We start from the raw sequence: 14,898 nt of genomic DNA, 5'->3' as shown, positions 1-14,898 counted from the left end.
CAACGTGGAAAACTTCCTCGACGTGCGCCAAACGCGGTTTGAGCCGGTCGTGCTCGGCACCCCGGCCGCGCCCACGTTCCAGCCGCTGTACGCTCCCCTGGATGGCATCGTGGGCAACGTGGCGCTGAAAATCACGCTTTGATGGGCCGGTTTTCCTACCTCACCCGCGCCGTGTGGCTGCTCTCGCTTATCAGCCTTTTCACCGACCTGGCCAGCGAAATGCTGTACCCGGTGATGCCGCTCTATCTGCAAAGCATCGGCTTTTCGGTGGTGTTCATTGGCCTACTCGAAGGCGTGGCCGAAGCCGTGGCCGGGCTCAGCAAGGGCTATTTTGGGCAGTGGTCGGATAGGCTGGGCCGGCGCGTACCCTTCGTGCGGTGGGGCTACGGCCTGAGCGCGCTCAGCAAGCCGATGCTGGCGGTACTGGCGACGCCCGCGTGGGTGCTGCTGGCCCGCACCGTGGACCGGCTGGGTAAAGGCCTGCGCACCGGGGCGCGGGACGCGCTGCTCTCCGACGAAACGACGCCGACCAACAAGGGCAAGGTCTTCGGCTTTCACCGCTCGGTGGACACGCTCGGGGCCGTGCTCGGCCCCACGGCCGCGCTGCTCTGGCTGGCGGCGCGGCCGGGGCAGTTCCGGCCCTTGTTCCTGTGGGCCTTCGTGCCGGGGGTGCTGGCCGTGGCCATTACCCTGCTGCTGCGGGAGCGGCCCGCCATGCCCTCGCCCCGGCCGGTGCGCCCGTTTTGGGCCTCGTTTAGCTACTGGCGCGTGGCTCCGCCCGCCTACCGGCGCGTGGTGGGGGGACTGCTGGTGTTTGCGCTGTTCAACAGTTCCGATGCGTTCCTGCTGCTGCTGGCGCGGCAGCGGGGTGTGTCCGACACCGGGGTTATTGGCCTCTACATTCTCTACAACGCCGTGTACGTGCTCAGCGCCTGGCCCCTGGGGCACCTGGCCGACCGGCTGGGGCCGCGCCGGCTGCTGGTGGGCGGGCTGCTGGCGTTCGCGACCGTGTATAGCGGCGTGGCCCTGGCGCATTCCGGGTGGACGTTTGCGGCGCTCTTTGCCTTGTACGGCCTGTACGCGGCCAGCACGGAAGGCGTGGCAAAGGCCTGGGTCAGCAACTTGTGTGCGAAGTCGGATACCGGCGCGGCCCTGGGCACCTTTGGGGGGCTGGGGAGCCTGGCCGCGCTGGTGGCCAGCGTGGGCGCGGGCGCGCTCTGGCAAGTGGCCGGGCCGGGCTGGACGTTTGGAGTCGCAGCGGTAGCGGCGGTAGCCGTGGCCCTGTACCTCACCCGGCTTCCCGCCAAACTTTGAGCCTACGTGAACAGTACCCTCCTACTTGCCAAATACGCGCTGCCAAAAGCCTTTTTTGGCTGGCTCCGGCTCGGCCAGCAGTACCGGGGCCTCCCCCGGCTCAGGCAGTCGCTTTTGCAGCTCTCCTAGCTGCTCGTTCTGGCTAAGTAACAGTTCCTCAATGCGTCCGATACGCTGACTATTCACTTGATTAGTCAGCGCGTTCAGCACGTCATTCTGCTCTAACAAGCGGTTTTGCAGCTGCTGTATGGTCTGGTCGCGCTCGGCTAGTTGCCGCTGCAACTCGGCAACCTCCGGCACCTGGACCTGCGTTATTACGGCCGGCAAAGGTTCGGCCTGGCTGGGGTATTGCTGCGCGAGAAACGTCTGACTAATCAGATATGTGTTACCCTTGGGGGTCTGCTCAACCTGGATATGACTAGTCTTAGCGTGTTGTTTGACTAGTCGCCGGATAGTCTGCTCAGACTTGTTAACCTGCTGAGCTGCTTGCTTTATGGTTAAAAAAGTAGCGGTGTTTTCCATCGGGGCTATGACTAGTCAGAAGCCACAAAGTAAACACTCTAAATCTTCTTTAACTTCTGCTTGACTAGTCACTGACTAATCACTGACTAGTCAAGCATTTACTACGGCTTAGAACCTTCATCAGCAGTCAGCGGCTGCTCAAAGCTGAACGGCCGGCGCGGCAGTTCCTGGCTAATGTCCACCCGGTTCAGGCTGTCCTTGATAGAACCGTCGTCATACACCCGGATGGAGGCCGGAAAGGCAAACCGCTCGCGCAGCTGGGCCGCGTCGATGGGGCCGGCAAAGAGGTAGTGCCCTTCGCCCCCTTGGTCAAACGTGAACGCATCCCCCCGCCAGCCGGCCGGCGTGTTGCCCTGGGCCAGAAGGTACTCGATGACGGGGCGCAAGTGGGCGGTGCGCGGGTCGTGGCCGGGGCCTCCCTGGGCGGCAAGGGCTAGTTTGGGCATGATAGGCAAACAGGATTTTGGGGGTAGTCGTGGGGGGCGTTCTTTTCCCTCTTGTTCCCCTTTTTGTTACTTAACATAAGATTGCTTGTCGGACAACTCTTGAAATAAGGGCAGGTTTTGGGCTCCGTCCGGGGCGCGGCCGGCGTGGTACTTTTCCGGTTTAGGGCCTCGTTTTCGGGTATAGTTTCTGACACTCTAACCAGCTCAGGGCCTCGCGCCTGGCTTGGCGGTGGCGGTCGGCGCGCTGCGGGTCGGCCGCCCGGGCCGTCGCACGTCGCACGTATTGTGCCCGGTCGGCGTAGTGGGCCGGGTTGCTGGGGTCGAGTAGCTGCGATTCATCTTCCGTCCGGCCGCCTTGTTGCGTCAGGGCCTCGTGCGTGGCCAGCAGATAGAGTATGCGGTTCCGCTTGTACGGCCAGTGCTCTAGCAACTCGTCTAGCTCGTTCACCGATGCCTGGTAGGCCAGCGGGTCGCGCTGCAGCTGCGCGGCCGTGTAGCGGGGGCGGGCGGTGGGCCGGTTGTTCGGCCGGGGCTGCGCGGGCACAAATGCTAGGGCCTTCGCCTGCTGGGGGGCTTGCGGGGCCTGGCGCGGCCCTTTGCCGGTTGGGGGGCCTTGCTTGCGGCGCTGGCTTTCGACCAGTGCCGCCTCGGCCAGCGCGAAGTTGCGGGCGTGGCGGGCGGCTTTCTCCGGGTCGCTGCGCTGCCCCCATTGGCGCTCGTTGAGCATCAGGGCGTGTACGTTCTCCTGGTCCTCGTCTGCCACCGTTTCGACCGCCCAATGCACGGCCCCGCTGTCGAAAAACGCCTGGCGCACGGCCAGCAGCGCGACGGTGCGCGGCCGGTTCCGGGGCCACTGGTCTACCAACTCGTCTAGCTCGTTCATCGCCGCTAGGTAGGTCGGGTACTGGTGTAAACTGTATAGGGTATAGGCCGGCCGGGTGGGGTCGCCCCGGAAGGTTTTGACCGGGTAAAGATGTGCCTGAAACCGCTGGCGAAACTGTCTTTTGCGGGTGCCTGATATCATGCCTTGTATACGTAAAAAAGCCCCATTTCGCCGGCGAAATGGGGCTTTTTATTCGTTTTTCAGAAGCATTAACAAAGACGCTTAGCTAGTATAATTCTAGGCTTTCAGCTGTTAAGCTATGTCTATTGTTTTTGAGTGTTATCTCTCTATCTTCTCAAAAGGCATATAACATTCAACGTATCGAATACTCCCACCAAGGCCATTGTTATAGCCATCTGGCGGAATTGGGTAGAAACCAACTTCTACACCAGATGCATGATAGTACCCAATTTGATAATGCAATTTTTTATCTCTAAAAGTCAACCTATAGCATACGACGGCGATTTGGCCGTTTTCAGGAATTTGAGTGGGTTTTACCCAGGGGAGCGGTGGCTTTAGCATGCGTCTAATTAGGTGCTGTGGTAGGCGTAAAAATCGCTGCCTTGACAGAGGTAGGCTGCGGGTTTGGGTCTGGGCTTGGCCGGCCGGCGACGGCGGTGCCGGCAAGTTTGTGGCTCAGAAGTAAAGCTGCAAATAGCAAGTATTTCACGGGCCGTAAAATACCATAGGTTCACTGACTTTAGCGGCAAGGGCACTTGTAGCGGCTATGGCAGCTGGTGCAAAAGCTAACCTTGTTAGAAATAATGTAGGTAGATTTGTTACGGAGGCTATAATATTAGTAGCATCATGCCAATGACCGTTGAAACACAATTAGAGCTTGACTTAAAGCCTGTTAAAGAGGCGAATCTGATAAGCGCATCAGTAAAGCCAATTGAGCATAAAGTAGTTGAAATACCTTTTTCTTCTAACATCTCTGCCGGAAAGAACACCTACGTATACGACGCGCACACCTACCATACCAAGGTGCCCCCAGAGGGTATTAAGCAGGTTATTGAGTATTACACGAACCCCGGAGAAACAGTCTTGGACCCTTTTTGTGGCTCAGGGATGACGGGCGTAGCGACAGTAGAAACAGGCCGTCGGGCCTTACTCTCCGACCTCTCACCTGCAGCTGTCTTTATTGCCTCCAACATCACCAGGCCACTTGACGCTGACCGCTATATGCAGGCCGTGCGTGAGGCCGTAGACCATTTTAAGGAAGAAAATAGGGCCCTCTACAGCACCTCGTGCCGGACCTGCAGCAAGCCTACACCTGTGAATTACACGGTGTGGAGCTACGATGTGACGTGTAACAGCTGCCACCAAGAATTCAGTCTCTTCGACGCGGCCAAGAGTGAAAAGGCAGATGTCAAGGAGAGCAAAATTCTGCCGGAATTCCCCTGCCCTCACTGCAACGTGATTCAAAAGAAGCGTCAGCTCAAGCGTGGGGCAATCAAGCCGGTGCTGGTTGGCTATCGATGTCCCACCAAGGGTTGTACTAAGGGCAATAAGGATACTAACGCTTCACTCAATGCGGAGGATTTGGCACTGCTTGCTTCCATTAAGGAGGAAGGAGTGCCGGCGGGTCTGTGGTACCCTACCGACGTATTTCCTAAGGGCATGAATACTACCCAGCCTATTCAGGCAGGTATTACTTCGGTTGATAAAGCCTATACACCCCGCGCCCTGCGCGCAATGGCGCAACTCTGGAATTACGCGAGTGCCATCGAGGACGAGGAGATTAAGCAAAAATTGCTCTTTACCATCACCTCCCTTTACCAGCGTGTGACGGTTTTCTCAGAGTTTCGATTCTGGGGTGGTAGCGGCAACATTGCGAATTACAGCGTGCCTGCAGTGATGAATGAGCAGAATGTGTTTGCTACGTTCCTGCGTAAGGCCAAAACCATCGAGTCGTATTTCCGCACGGCGCCCCAGTTGCACCGCGATGTGACGGCCCGAGTACAGTCGGCCACACACCTGACTTATTTGGCGGATAACTCAGTCGATTACGTGTTCACCGACCCGCCTTTTGGGAGCAACATCAACTACTCAGAGATGAATTTTCTTTGGGAGTCATGGTTACAGCACAAGACGGAGACGACGCACGAGGCTATTGTGCATAAGGTCCAGGAGAAGAAGATGGATGACTACCAGGTTCTGCTGACGCAGGCGTTTGCCGAGTGCAAGCGCGTGCTCAAGCCTGGGGGCTGGATTACGATTGTGTTCCATAACAGTTCAGACAAGGTTTGGGCGGCATTGCAAAACGCGATTCGTAACGCGGGCCTACAAATTAGCGGCGCTCAGACCTTTGACAAGCAGCACGGTACTTTCAAGCAATTCGTCTCGGACAATGCTGTGGGCTACGACATCATGGTGCACTGCCGCAAAGAAGTGGGCGATATGATTGCTATGGATAGCCTGGCAGCGCCCATGACAAAGGCCGATGTATCGGCCTTTATTGGAAAGGCACTTCGTAGCGAGGACATCTATTCGGTTAAGTTTCTGCACGTCAATCGCAAACAGGAATTTGATTACCGCAAGCTCTACGCCGAACTGCTTACTACATCTATCTCTAAATCCCTTATTGGCATTGCCTTCGATGAGTTTCGTACGCTCGTGGACAGGGAACTTGAAATACTAAACCCCACCAAAGACTTAGCCCACTAATGCTCAGCTTCGAGGATTTCCGGGTGCTTGCTGATAAAATCTTACAACCTACTGCTGTTCAATAATACTTCATGCCCCGTCCACGAATTTTGCCCGCTTTCACTGCTGAACAACAAGAAAAAGCCCATCAACTATTAGGAGCGAAAGTGGCTTACATGATGGGCCGCAAAATGGAAGAAGGGGACTGGGCCGATGTATACTGCAAGGCGAAAGGCCTGCCTAACCACGGCTGGAGTAACCTCAAACTAGACGTTGTGTATGAAAACCTTGGGGTTGAACACAAAATGATGTGTCGGCCGTCCAAGCGTTCATTAACAGAATCTTGCGGCACGACAATCATGCACCCTTCGGCTACTCGGTCTATCCGAGTTCCGCCTAACAGCACTCCTGCGGATGATGCAATGAGGGATATCCTTACCCAATACGGGGACTATCTCCTAGCCCGAAAAGAGGAGGTCCGGAAGAACGCTCCTGCTGGTACTGAGCCGGATATGCGTATAGGCTGGCTATTGTGGCAGGATAATTTACATCAGTTCCTCTATTTCGAGGAGGAAATGATGATACCTAATCCAGATGATTATTACGCACGCTGGGAGGTGAGAGTCTCAAAAAGCGTTCGTAAGGGGAGCACAAACCTGTGGATATACGAGAAGGATACAGACAAAAAACGCTACTCCATCACTACTGAGGCTGGGGCAAAAGTTCAGCCTTACTTTGATGTTCCTCCTGTTGGTCACCCTCACCTCTATGTTTTTAACGTCATAGGGGAAGTTATCACAACAGAACTAGTGCGCTTGTGGGCGACAGAAGCTACTGCTCGTGAACTTCGCCGAATTTTAGGAGACTTGCTTCCTGAAACGCTGAGTCGCTCTATACTTGCTGAAGCGCCTGTTATACTTCGTGACGACCAACAAGGCCAAGGTAATGAGCAAGTTGCGGAAGCACTCCTTATTTCTCTTGAAGCATACGATGCACTGAGGCTTGCTCTACCCGACACAGTAAGTGACGAGCATTCTTTGCAGTTGTTTGCTCAGCATCTGAGGCATAAGCAATAAGCACTTCCCTGATACTGCTTACTGGTACTGAATAAGTCACTCCCTTACATTCCGATTCCTCGGCTGCGGCGCTCCGGTCTCGGGGCGGGGCGCTCTACGGCCGGCGTAACGGCTTGCTCCGTGGCGGGTGCTGGGGCCACGGCGCGCTGCTGGGTCACGGCCTGCTGCGGCGGCTGTTGCTCGGCGGCTTGCTGCACCGCCTGGCGTTGCTGCGCGGCCTGCTGTTCCTGGATAGCCTGCGCCCGCAAGGCCGCGCACTGCTCCGGGGTGCCGTGTTGCATCGTGTGGGCGTAACGGAACGTTTCCACCAGGGGCCGCTCGTAGCCGAACGCTTGGTCAAAGGCCTGCTCTACCCGCTCCGAGTACTGCTTGCGCTCGAAGCCGCCCGTCACTACCCCGCGCTGCGTGTTCTTGTGATTGGTCAGTGGGCTCAGGTGAACCGGGTTTTTCCGGTCCAGCTCGCCGGCCAGCTTGCGCTCGTTGTAGCGGGCTAGGTTCTCCGTGCGGCTGACGATGACGTGAATGTGCGTCTGTGGGCCGGCCTTCGCCTGGCCCTTGGCCACGTCGCCCACCTGCACCGCCCGGTCCTGGTGGTTGGTCGTGCGCTCGTGCTCCACCTTGGCGAAGTACACTAGGTCGCGGCCTTCGATGCCCTTCCCAAAGTTGGCCGCGTACTGCTCCATCGCCGCCCGCGTGTAGGCTCGGAGCTTCTCCGGGTCGCTGTCAATGTGGCGCAGCTCGGCTTGGCTCGGGGCGAGCACCACTTGGTAATACTTGTCCGCGTCGCGGTTCAGGTTGCGCTTGTTCTGGTCGAGCGTGGCCACCACTTCGCCAGCCGGCACGTCGGCGCGGTCGAGGCTGAACCACTGCCCTTGCACCTCCTTTTCGAGGTAGGCCACCAGGCCGCCGCAGCTGCCCGACCGCTGGGAAAGGCCCTTGCCGGAACTGGGAATTTTGGCAACCATTAGGCGGGTGAGCTGGGGGGTGTGGGGGTCGGCGGCAAGGGCTTCGCCGTCATGGCGGGAATCATCAGCTCGGGCCGAAACGCCAGCTGCACAACGGCGGTCAGCTTCTTCTTAAGGAGGGCAAGGGCCGGGTCCTCGGGGCCGGTGCTGGCCCCCATCGCGGGGGCCTTGCTCAAGAACTCCGGGTTCAGCTGGGCCGGCAGCATCCCCCGCGAAAGCACCCGGACAAACCACCGCACCAGGTCGTCCTCCTGGCCTTCGCTCGGTCCGGCCGGGACACTCGCGGCCGGCGCGTTCAGCACCTTGTGCGCCTGCACCTCGGCTAGGATGGGCTTTAGGTAGGTCTTTTCCTGCTCCCGGATAAATCCAATCGTTCGCTTATCGAGGTCGGCCAGCTTCGCCGTGAGCTTGGCTAGGCTCGTGGTCAGGTCCGGGCCGGTGGGGTGCCGGGGGTCGGCCTTGGTCACCCGGAAGTACTGCACCATCGCGGCCAGCAGCTCGGGGTTGCTCAGCTCGTACTCTTTGGCCAGTTGCCGGAAACCATCATAGGCCGCTTCCTCAGCGCGTATTGTCTTGTCCATGAACTCGCTTTTGAACTCAAATTATTACTGATTATCAGTATATTACATACGCATGTACTCACTGCGAGTTCACTGTATTTTACTTTAGTACTTATTATCAACTACATAACGTAGAGCGGAACGCTATGAAGCGAAGCGAATAGCGTTCCTGCTCGCTTCTTTCAGAACGGAACCGTTGCTTATCCTGGGGCTAGTCGCACCGCCTGCTGTCGTCTGGTTCCGCTTTGGGTAGCAAGGTAGAACAAAAGGGAAGAAAGGGCCAAATACCTCCCCTTGCTCACCTGGGCCTCCCCTACGCCTGGTCTATCCTAAAAGCCTCTTTCCGGGTTCACTGGCCGGGTTGTTCCGCGCTGCTTTCCGGGTGAAAGGATAGGTTTTATAAGTCTAACTAGGAGTTTTTATAAGTGACTTGCGAACCGGATAGTTACCATTTACTCGGGTCAGTTTCTTCTTCCGTGGTGGCCGGGCTGGGGGCTGTTTCGGTCGTAGTTGGTTTTACAATTGCAAAATATTCGGCACCATGGGCGGGCTGCTCGGCGGGTTCTTTTTTTGCAATTGCAAACGCCTGGACCTCCTGCGCGGGGCCGGCCTCCCCGCCCACGATGGCCCGCACCTGCGCCTTGATGGCGGTAAAATTCTGGCGCACCTGCTCGGCGCTGGCCTCCTGGAACGGGGCAATTTTTACGGCCTTCGTTGGCTCGGCGCGGAACGTGGCGCGGAACTCCGGCCGGCCGCTTTCCACCACCAGGCCCGCGAACTCGCCCACCCCGAACCGCATCACCTGCTGGGCCTCCAACTTGTCGCGCTGCTGGATGCTCACCGACTCGCTGGTGCTGCTCGTGCGGTTCGTTGGCTTGAGCAAGTTCCACTCGTTGCTTTTGCTCACTCCCTCCGTTTTGGAGCGGTACGTTTTGTCGATTTTGCCGAACATCTTGCTCACCCGTTCGGCCGTGGCCGTGTTGGTGGTGCGGCCCCAAAACTGGTTCCCAAGGTTGGCCAGAATCATCTCGGACTCCTGCCGACTTGTCAGGGCCTCCATCTGGGCCACGTCCTGCACCGCGTACACCGTGGCCACTTTGTTGCTGCGGGCGGTGGCTGGCAACTGGGCAAAATTGGGAATGAACAGAGTCGGCGCTTCGTCGAGTAGCACCAGGCTCGGCAAGCGGCCCTGCTGGTTCAGCCGCTTGATGGCCGTGGCCACGATGAGGGAAATGAGCGGGGAGAACGTGCTGCTCAGCGCCGGGTCATTGCCCACCACCAACACGCCCGGCGTGGCGGCGGTGTTCAGGTCGAGCGGCACCTGGTCGCCGCTCATCACCCAAAAAATCTCCGGCGTGTTGAGCACGGCCAGGTAATTCTGAATGGTCGAGAAGACGCCCGCAATCGTGTTTTCCGATTTGCTGGCGCTGGCAATCGAGGCAATGAGGCCGCGCACTTCCTCGTCCTGCTGCAAGGTGGCCAGCAGCTGCGGCGCGTCGCTCTCCAGAATCATGCTCACGGCGGCCGGCAAGCTGCACTGCTGGGGGTGGTTGCGGCGCAAGTACCAGATGCAGCCGGCCAGCAGCACCTCGCCCGACTGAATCCAGAAATTGCGCTGCTGGGCGGCTTTCGCGTCCAGATTGGTAATGATGGTGGCCGCGGCCTCGCGGGCAAAGCTGGCGGTGGCCAGCAGCTCGGGGGCCAGCGGGTTTACCCGGTGGCTCCGGGTGAGGTCGGTGAAGTTGACGAAATAGGGCGTTACGGTGCCGCCCGCGTAGCTGCCGGCCACTTCCTCGGCCAGCGTGGGAAATTTGAAGTCATAGACTATTCCCGTTAGGCCCAACGCGCCCGCCTGCTGAAGAATGGGCTCAATAATCGACTTGCTTTTGCCGCTGCCCGCGCCGCCGGCTATGAACGTGCCCCGGAATGGGTTCCCTAGCCGCACGTTCGGGCCGCTGGTGGTGCGAAGGGTGAAGCTCAGCGGTTGGTCCCCGCCTGCGGCCGTTGCGGCCCCCTGGGGGCTGGAATAGGCTTGGTAGATATTCCACCCCAACCAGGCCAGCAGCAGCAGCGTGGCCAGCCCGCCCAACCAGTGCTGCAAGATGGCGGTGGCCAGAAACAGGCCCGTAAAGCCAGTGACGGAAGGCACCCAATCAAACGGGGCGGCGGGTATGAGCGTCGCCCGGTAAAGGCCCTGAGCGGCTGGGGGGGCTGCTTTTTTAAGCACCAGGACCACCAGGTGCGCGATAACTCCGAAAATTACGGCCCCAATCAGGACGCCCAACCAGTGAAAAAATGCAGCCATACGAGTACAAAAGCGGGTTTTGCCTAGGTACGGACGGCTGGCAAAAGGAGCTTAAAACCCGGCAGTAAACCGGGGCACAAGGCCGCACAAATAAGCACAACAATAAGCATTTATACTATTGATTACCAATAATATACAGTTTTTAAAATGCGCGCAAATTACTGGCTTCTAGGACTTTGTTGTTTTTGTTTGGGCTGCGCCGCATCGCCCATCACCAAGCCCTAAAAGCCTTTTTTCTTCGCGCGAAACACAATTTGTGTTATTTGAGCTATTTGTTCTATTTGTAGGGCTCATAACTAGTTGATTTCCAAAGTCCCACAAGCACAAAAGGAAACTTTTGATTCGCGAAAGGAAACCTTTGATTCGTGAAAAGACACTTTTGATTCGTCAAAAGGAAACCTTTGATTCGTCAAAGGGAAACCTTTGATTCGCGGAAAGACATCACCAAAGGAAACGGTTGCTAATTATAGTTACCTTTGGTCTGTAATCAGGTAAGCAGCAGCTTTAGACACTATGAAACAGGCCCTAGAAGTCCGTCATCACAATGCTATTACAACGGCCCGCTACGAGTATAGCGAGCTACAAATGGACCTGTTTTTCTACTTGCTCTCGCAGCTGCGGAAGGATGACACAACCGGACTATATGAGATTGTAGTAAAGGACCTTAGCGAAATTACCGGCAAGAAATACGCCTACAACTACCTACGCAAAGCAACGGAGGGAATGGGCTCTCGAATGTTTGAGGTTATGACGGAAAAGAGCTACAAGCAGCTCTGGATGTTTCAGCACATTGAATACATGACCGGGGAAGGTCGGATTGAAATGAAGCTGTCCGAATCCATCCGGCCGTATCTGTTCGACCTCAAAAACAACTTCACGAGCTTCGAGCTGCTCTCGGCGCTGCGCCTAACCAGTAAGCACGCCAAACGCATCTACACGCTTTGCAGCCAGTGGAAAGATGTGGGCGAAACCAAGAAATTCGACCTGCTGGAATTCAAGAAAATGCTGGGCCTAGTCGATGCAAAGGGCAACGAGGAATACACCAAGGTCACCATGCTCAAAACCAAAGTGCTGGATATTGCAGTAAGGCAAATCAACGAGCACACGGACCTTAGCATCAGCTACACACTAGAAAAGAAGGGCCGCGCCTTCAAAAACGTGGTTTTCACGGTCAAGCCGCAAGTTGTGGACGTGGTGGCCACGTTGCCCGACCTGGGGGCTACTGCTAACCCGCTGCCGGGAGTGGCCGCGCATCAGGTCGAAAACGCTGGCAGGCTACTCGCGCAGCTCAGCATCACTACGCCCGACCTAGTGGCGCAAATCTTGGCCAGTCCGGCGCACGTCGCCGCCTGCAACAAGTTCGCCCACGACTTGAAAACCGGCAAGTACACCAAGTCGCACTCCCTCTCGGGCCTGCTGCTTACTGTTTTGGGAATCAAGAAAGCCAGCAATGGGCCGCTGTTCGACAAACCCACAAAAGCAGCTAAGCCTAGTCTTGGCTAAGAGTTTAGTCTACCTGTTTCACTTACTTTCAAAAAGCACCAGGCCGAATCCCTGTACCTTTGGCTTTTCCTTCCCTGGTTTGCTGATGGCTCCGCGCCCACTCTTTCGGCTTTTGCTTCTGCTGCTCGGTAGTTTCTACCTGGGCGGCGTGTGCGAGCTGGACGCGGCCGAGTGCCGGCAGAACTACGCGCAGGAAACCCATGAGCACGTTGTGGCCCGTGCCGGCGTGGACGTATCAGCCCCGACCGCGCAACCCGACGAGGTGCCGGATGCGCTGCTGGCGCAGTGGGTCGCGCCCACCTCCCGCCCGGCGTTTCGGCCCTTCGCCGGTTCGCCGGCCTCCTGGCCCTGGGTAGCCAACCCACCGCCTCCGGTGCGCCGGCTCTACCTGCGCTACGCCGTGCTGCAAGTCTGATTTCCGGGTCTACACTCGCCCTGGCGGCTCTTTTGTGAGGGTCGCCTGTCCGTGTTTACCCGTTTTTCAGCCTTACCGGCGCGCTGCGCCTCTCCCCATGAAAGTCTTGTTTTTACTGCTGGCACTGGTAATCAGTGCCGGCGCGGCTGTGGCCCAAAGCCCGCTGCGGGTGCTCGTGCACGACGAGCGCACCAAAACCGCCTTGCCCGGCGTGACCGTGGCCATTCCTTCCCTGGGCCTCGGCGCGGCCACCGACGCCGAGGGCCGGGCGACCCTGTCCGATGTGCCGGCCGGCACCTACCAGGTGCAGTTTTCCAGCATCGGCTACGCTTCCCGCACCCTGCCCTTCACCTTGCCCCAAGCCGGCGACGCGCCCGCCCTGGTCGAGTTGGAGCCTAGCAGCCTGGAATTGCAGGGCGTGGTGGTCGAGGCCACCCGCACCGGCTCGCGCATCGAGGACGTGCCCGTGCGCATCGAGGTGCTGGGGCCGGAAGAGCTGGCCGAAAAAGGCAGCATGAAGCCGGCCAACATCGCCATGCTGCTCACGGAGGCCTCGGGCATTCAGCCCCAATTCACCTCCGCCAACTCCGGCAGCGTGGCCTTTCGCATTCAGGGCCTGGACGGGCGCTACACGCAGCTGCTGCGCGACGGCTTTCCCCTCTACGGCGGCTTCTCGCAAGGTTTGAGCCTCGTGCAGATTCCGCCTTTGGACCTGCGGCAAGTGGAAATCATCAAGGGCGCGTCCTCGGCCCTCTACGGCGGGGATGCCATTGCCGGCCTGGTGAACCTGGTGAGCAAGACGCCCACCGAAACGCCCGAACTGAACGTGCTGCTCAACCAAACCCACAAGGGTGGGCGCGACCTGACTGCCTTCTACACCGGCCGCACCGGCAAGCTGGGGCTGACCTTGCTGGCCACCCAAAACACGCAGCAGGCCCGCGACGTGAGCGGCGACAACTTTACCGACCTGCCCCAAGTGCAGGCCACGACGGTGAATCCGCGCCTGTTCTACTACGTTTCCGATTCGACCACCCTCTACGCGGGCCTCAATGCCACCGTGGAAACCCGCGCCGGGGGCTACTTGCCTACCCTGGACAACCCGGCCACGACCGGCTACACCGAACGCAACCGCTCGGACCGCTACAGTACGCAGCTGCGCCTGGATACCCACCTGGGCAGCAAGCGGGTGCTGACGGTCAAAAACAGCGTCAGCAGCTTCACCCGCCGTATTGAAGCGGGCAGCAGCTACTTTGCCGGCGGGCAGCTCTCGACCTACTCCGAAGCCTCGCTGCTGGTGCCCATCGGCGCGCACCGGGCCGTGTTTGGGGGCAACGTGCTCACCGATGACTTCCGCGAAACGGCGGCCGTAGCCGCTTCAGTTGCCCGCGACTACCAGTACCAGACCTACGGGCTGTTCGCGCAGGACGATTGGCGGGTACTGGAAAACCTGACGCTGCAAGCGGGCCTGCGCACGGATTATCAGCGTCCCTACGGCCTGTTCGTGCTGCCCCGCTTCTCGGCCCTCTACAAAGCCGGCGAGCACGTCAGCCTGCGGGCCGGGGGCGGCTTCGGCTACAAAGCACCCACCATCTTCAGTAGCACCACCGAACAGCAAGCCTACGTGAACGTGCGGCCCCTCGACGTGGCCAAGCTGCAAGCCGAAACCTCGCGGGGCCTCAACGCCGACGTGACCGTGCGCGGCCGGGTGGATGAGCTGAATATTTCGCTCAACCAGGCCGTGTTTTACACCCGCCTGGACCACACGCTGATTCCCGATGCCGCGCAGCTCGCGCTCGGCGTGACCGATTTCCGCAACGCGGCCTCGCCCATCACGGCGCGGGGCCTGGAAACGAACCTGCGCCTGGGCGTGGAGGGGCTGCAATTCTTCACCGCCTACACCTTCACCGACACCAAACAGACCTACGACCAAAGCCAGCCGGCCGAATTGCCGTTTGTCTCGCGGCACCGCCTGGTGCTGACCACCGTGTACGAGGCGGAAAAGAGCTTCCGCCTGGGCCTGGAAGGCACCTACAACGGCCCGCAGTACCTGGGCGACGGGGCGCGGCAGGGGCGCGGCTTCTGGCTGCTGGGGGTGCTGGGCGAAAAAATATTTGCCCCGCACTTCTCGGTGGTGCTCAACGTGGAAAACTTCCTCGACGTGCGCCAAACGCGGTTTGAGCCGGTCGTGCTCGGCACCCCGGCCGCGCCCACGTTCCAGCCGCTGTACGCTCCCCTGGATGGCATCGTGGGCAACGTGGCGCTG

Annotated in this window: 12 protein-coding genes; 6 read left to right on the top strand and 6 right to left on the bottom strand. The window is 58.8% G+C overall.

Translation table 11 applies throughout. From position 1 onward, the window contains the following. Positions 1–141 precede the first annotated feature (141 nt). Positions 142–1,314 carry an MFS transporter gene (locus tag EI293_RS21910; RefSeq protein ID WP_125440698.1) on the top strand — a complete coding sequence of 391 codons (1,173 nt, stop codon included), beginning with the start codon at positions 142–144 and terminating at the stop codon, positions 1,312–1,314. Between the two features lie 21 nt (positions 1,315–1,335). Here EI293_RS21910 and EI293_RS21905 read toward each other — a convergent pair whose 3' ends face one another. The 3 genes from EI293_RS21905 to EI293_RS21895 all read right to left on the bottom strand — a co-directional run bounded on the left by EI293_RS21905 (position 1,336) and on the right by EI293_RS21895 (position 3,165). Continuing rightward, positions 1,336–1,836, bottom strand: coding sequence for a DNA-binding protein (locus tag EI293_RS21905; RefSeq protein WP_211339634.1), 501 nt, complete (start codon positions 1,834–1,836; stop codon positions 1,336–1,338). 101 nt (positions 1,837–1,937) lie between these two features. Next, a complete protein-coding gene (locus EI293_RS21900) occupies positions 1,938–2,282 on the bottom strand; it encodes a hypothetical protein (protein ID WP_125440697.1) in 345 nt (114 codons plus the stop codon). Positions 2,283–2,442: 160 nt separating this feature from the next. Continuing rightward, positions 2,443–3,165 carry a hypothetical protein gene (locus EI293_RS21895; protein WP_125440696.1) on the bottom strand — a complete coding sequence of 241 codons (723 nt, stop codon included), beginning with the start codon at positions 3,163–3,165 and terminating at the stop codon, positions 2,443–2,445. Positions 3,166–3,972: 807 nt separating this feature from the next. On the opposite strand from EI293_RS21895, the gene EI293_RS21890 reads away from it, so the two are divergent. Continuing rightward, complete coding sequence (locus EI293_RS21890; RefSeq protein ID WP_125440695.1) at positions 3,973–5,832, top strand: DNA methyltransferase; 1,860 nt, start codon at positions 3,973–3,975, stop codon at positions 5,830–5,832. An 89-nt stretch (positions 5,833–5,921) separates the two neighbouring features. Continuing rightward, entirely contained in the window at positions 5,922–6,887 is a 966-nt protein-coding gene (locus EI293_RS21885) for a hypothetical protein (protein ID WP_125440694.1), read from the top strand. 44 nt (positions 6,888–6,931) lie between these two features. Here EI293_RS21885 and EI293_RS21880 read toward each other — a convergent pair whose 3' ends face one another. From EI293_RS21880 to EI293_RS21870, 3 genes are all read right to left on the bottom strand, one after another. Beyond that, the gene (locus EI293_RS21880; protein WP_125440693.1) at positions 6,932–7,852 is read right to left on the bottom strand and encodes a DUF5712 family protein; all 921 of its coding nucleotides are present in this window, start codon (positions 7,850–7,852) and stop codon (positions 6,932–6,934) included. Then, positions 7,852–8,433, bottom strand: a complete 582-nt coding sequence (locus EI293_RS21875) for a BfmA/BtgA family mobilization protein (RefSeq protein WP_125440692.1) — start codon at positions 8,431–8,433, stop codon at positions 7,852–7,854. The genes EI293_RS21880 and EI293_RS21875 overlap by 1 nt, the downstream gene beginning before the upstream one ends. Positions 8,434–8,857: 424 nt before the next feature. Then, positions 8,858–10,717, bottom strand: a complete 1,860-nt coding sequence (locus EI293_RS21870) for a type IV secretory system conjugative DNA transfer family protein (RefSeq protein WP_170170497.1) — start codon at positions 10,715–10,717, stop codon at positions 8,858–8,860. A 513-nt stretch (positions 10,718–11,230) separates the two neighbouring features. On the opposite strand from EI293_RS21870, the gene EI293_RS21865 reads away from it, so the two are divergent. The 3 genes from EI293_RS21865 to EI293_RS21855 all read left to right on the top strand — a co-directional run. Next, on the top strand, positions 11,231–12,220 hold the full coding sequence (locus EI293_RS21865; protein ID WP_125440690.1) for a replication initiation protein: 990 nt from the start codon (positions 11,231–11,233) through the stop codon (positions 12,218–12,220). A 112-nt stretch (positions 12,221–12,332) separates the two neighbouring features. Next, complete coding sequence (locus EI293_RS21860; protein ID WP_125440689.1) at positions 12,333–12,635, top strand: hypothetical protein; 303 nt, start codon at positions 12,333–12,335, stop codon at positions 12,633–12,635. Between the two features lie 97 nt (positions 12,636–12,732). Further along, positions 12,733–14,898 (top strand): TonB-dependent receptor (locus EI293_RS21855; RefSeq protein WP_148103292.1); only part of this gene is annotated, 2,166 nt, incomplete at its 3' end.

It is taken from the genome of Hymenobacter perfusus, assembly GCF_003944765.1.
GTDB lineage: Bacteria > Bacteroidota > Bacteroidia > Cytophagales > Hymenobacteraceae > Hymenobacter > Hymenobacter perfusus.
This window is presented reverse-complemented; position numbering and strand designations above follow the sequence as displayed.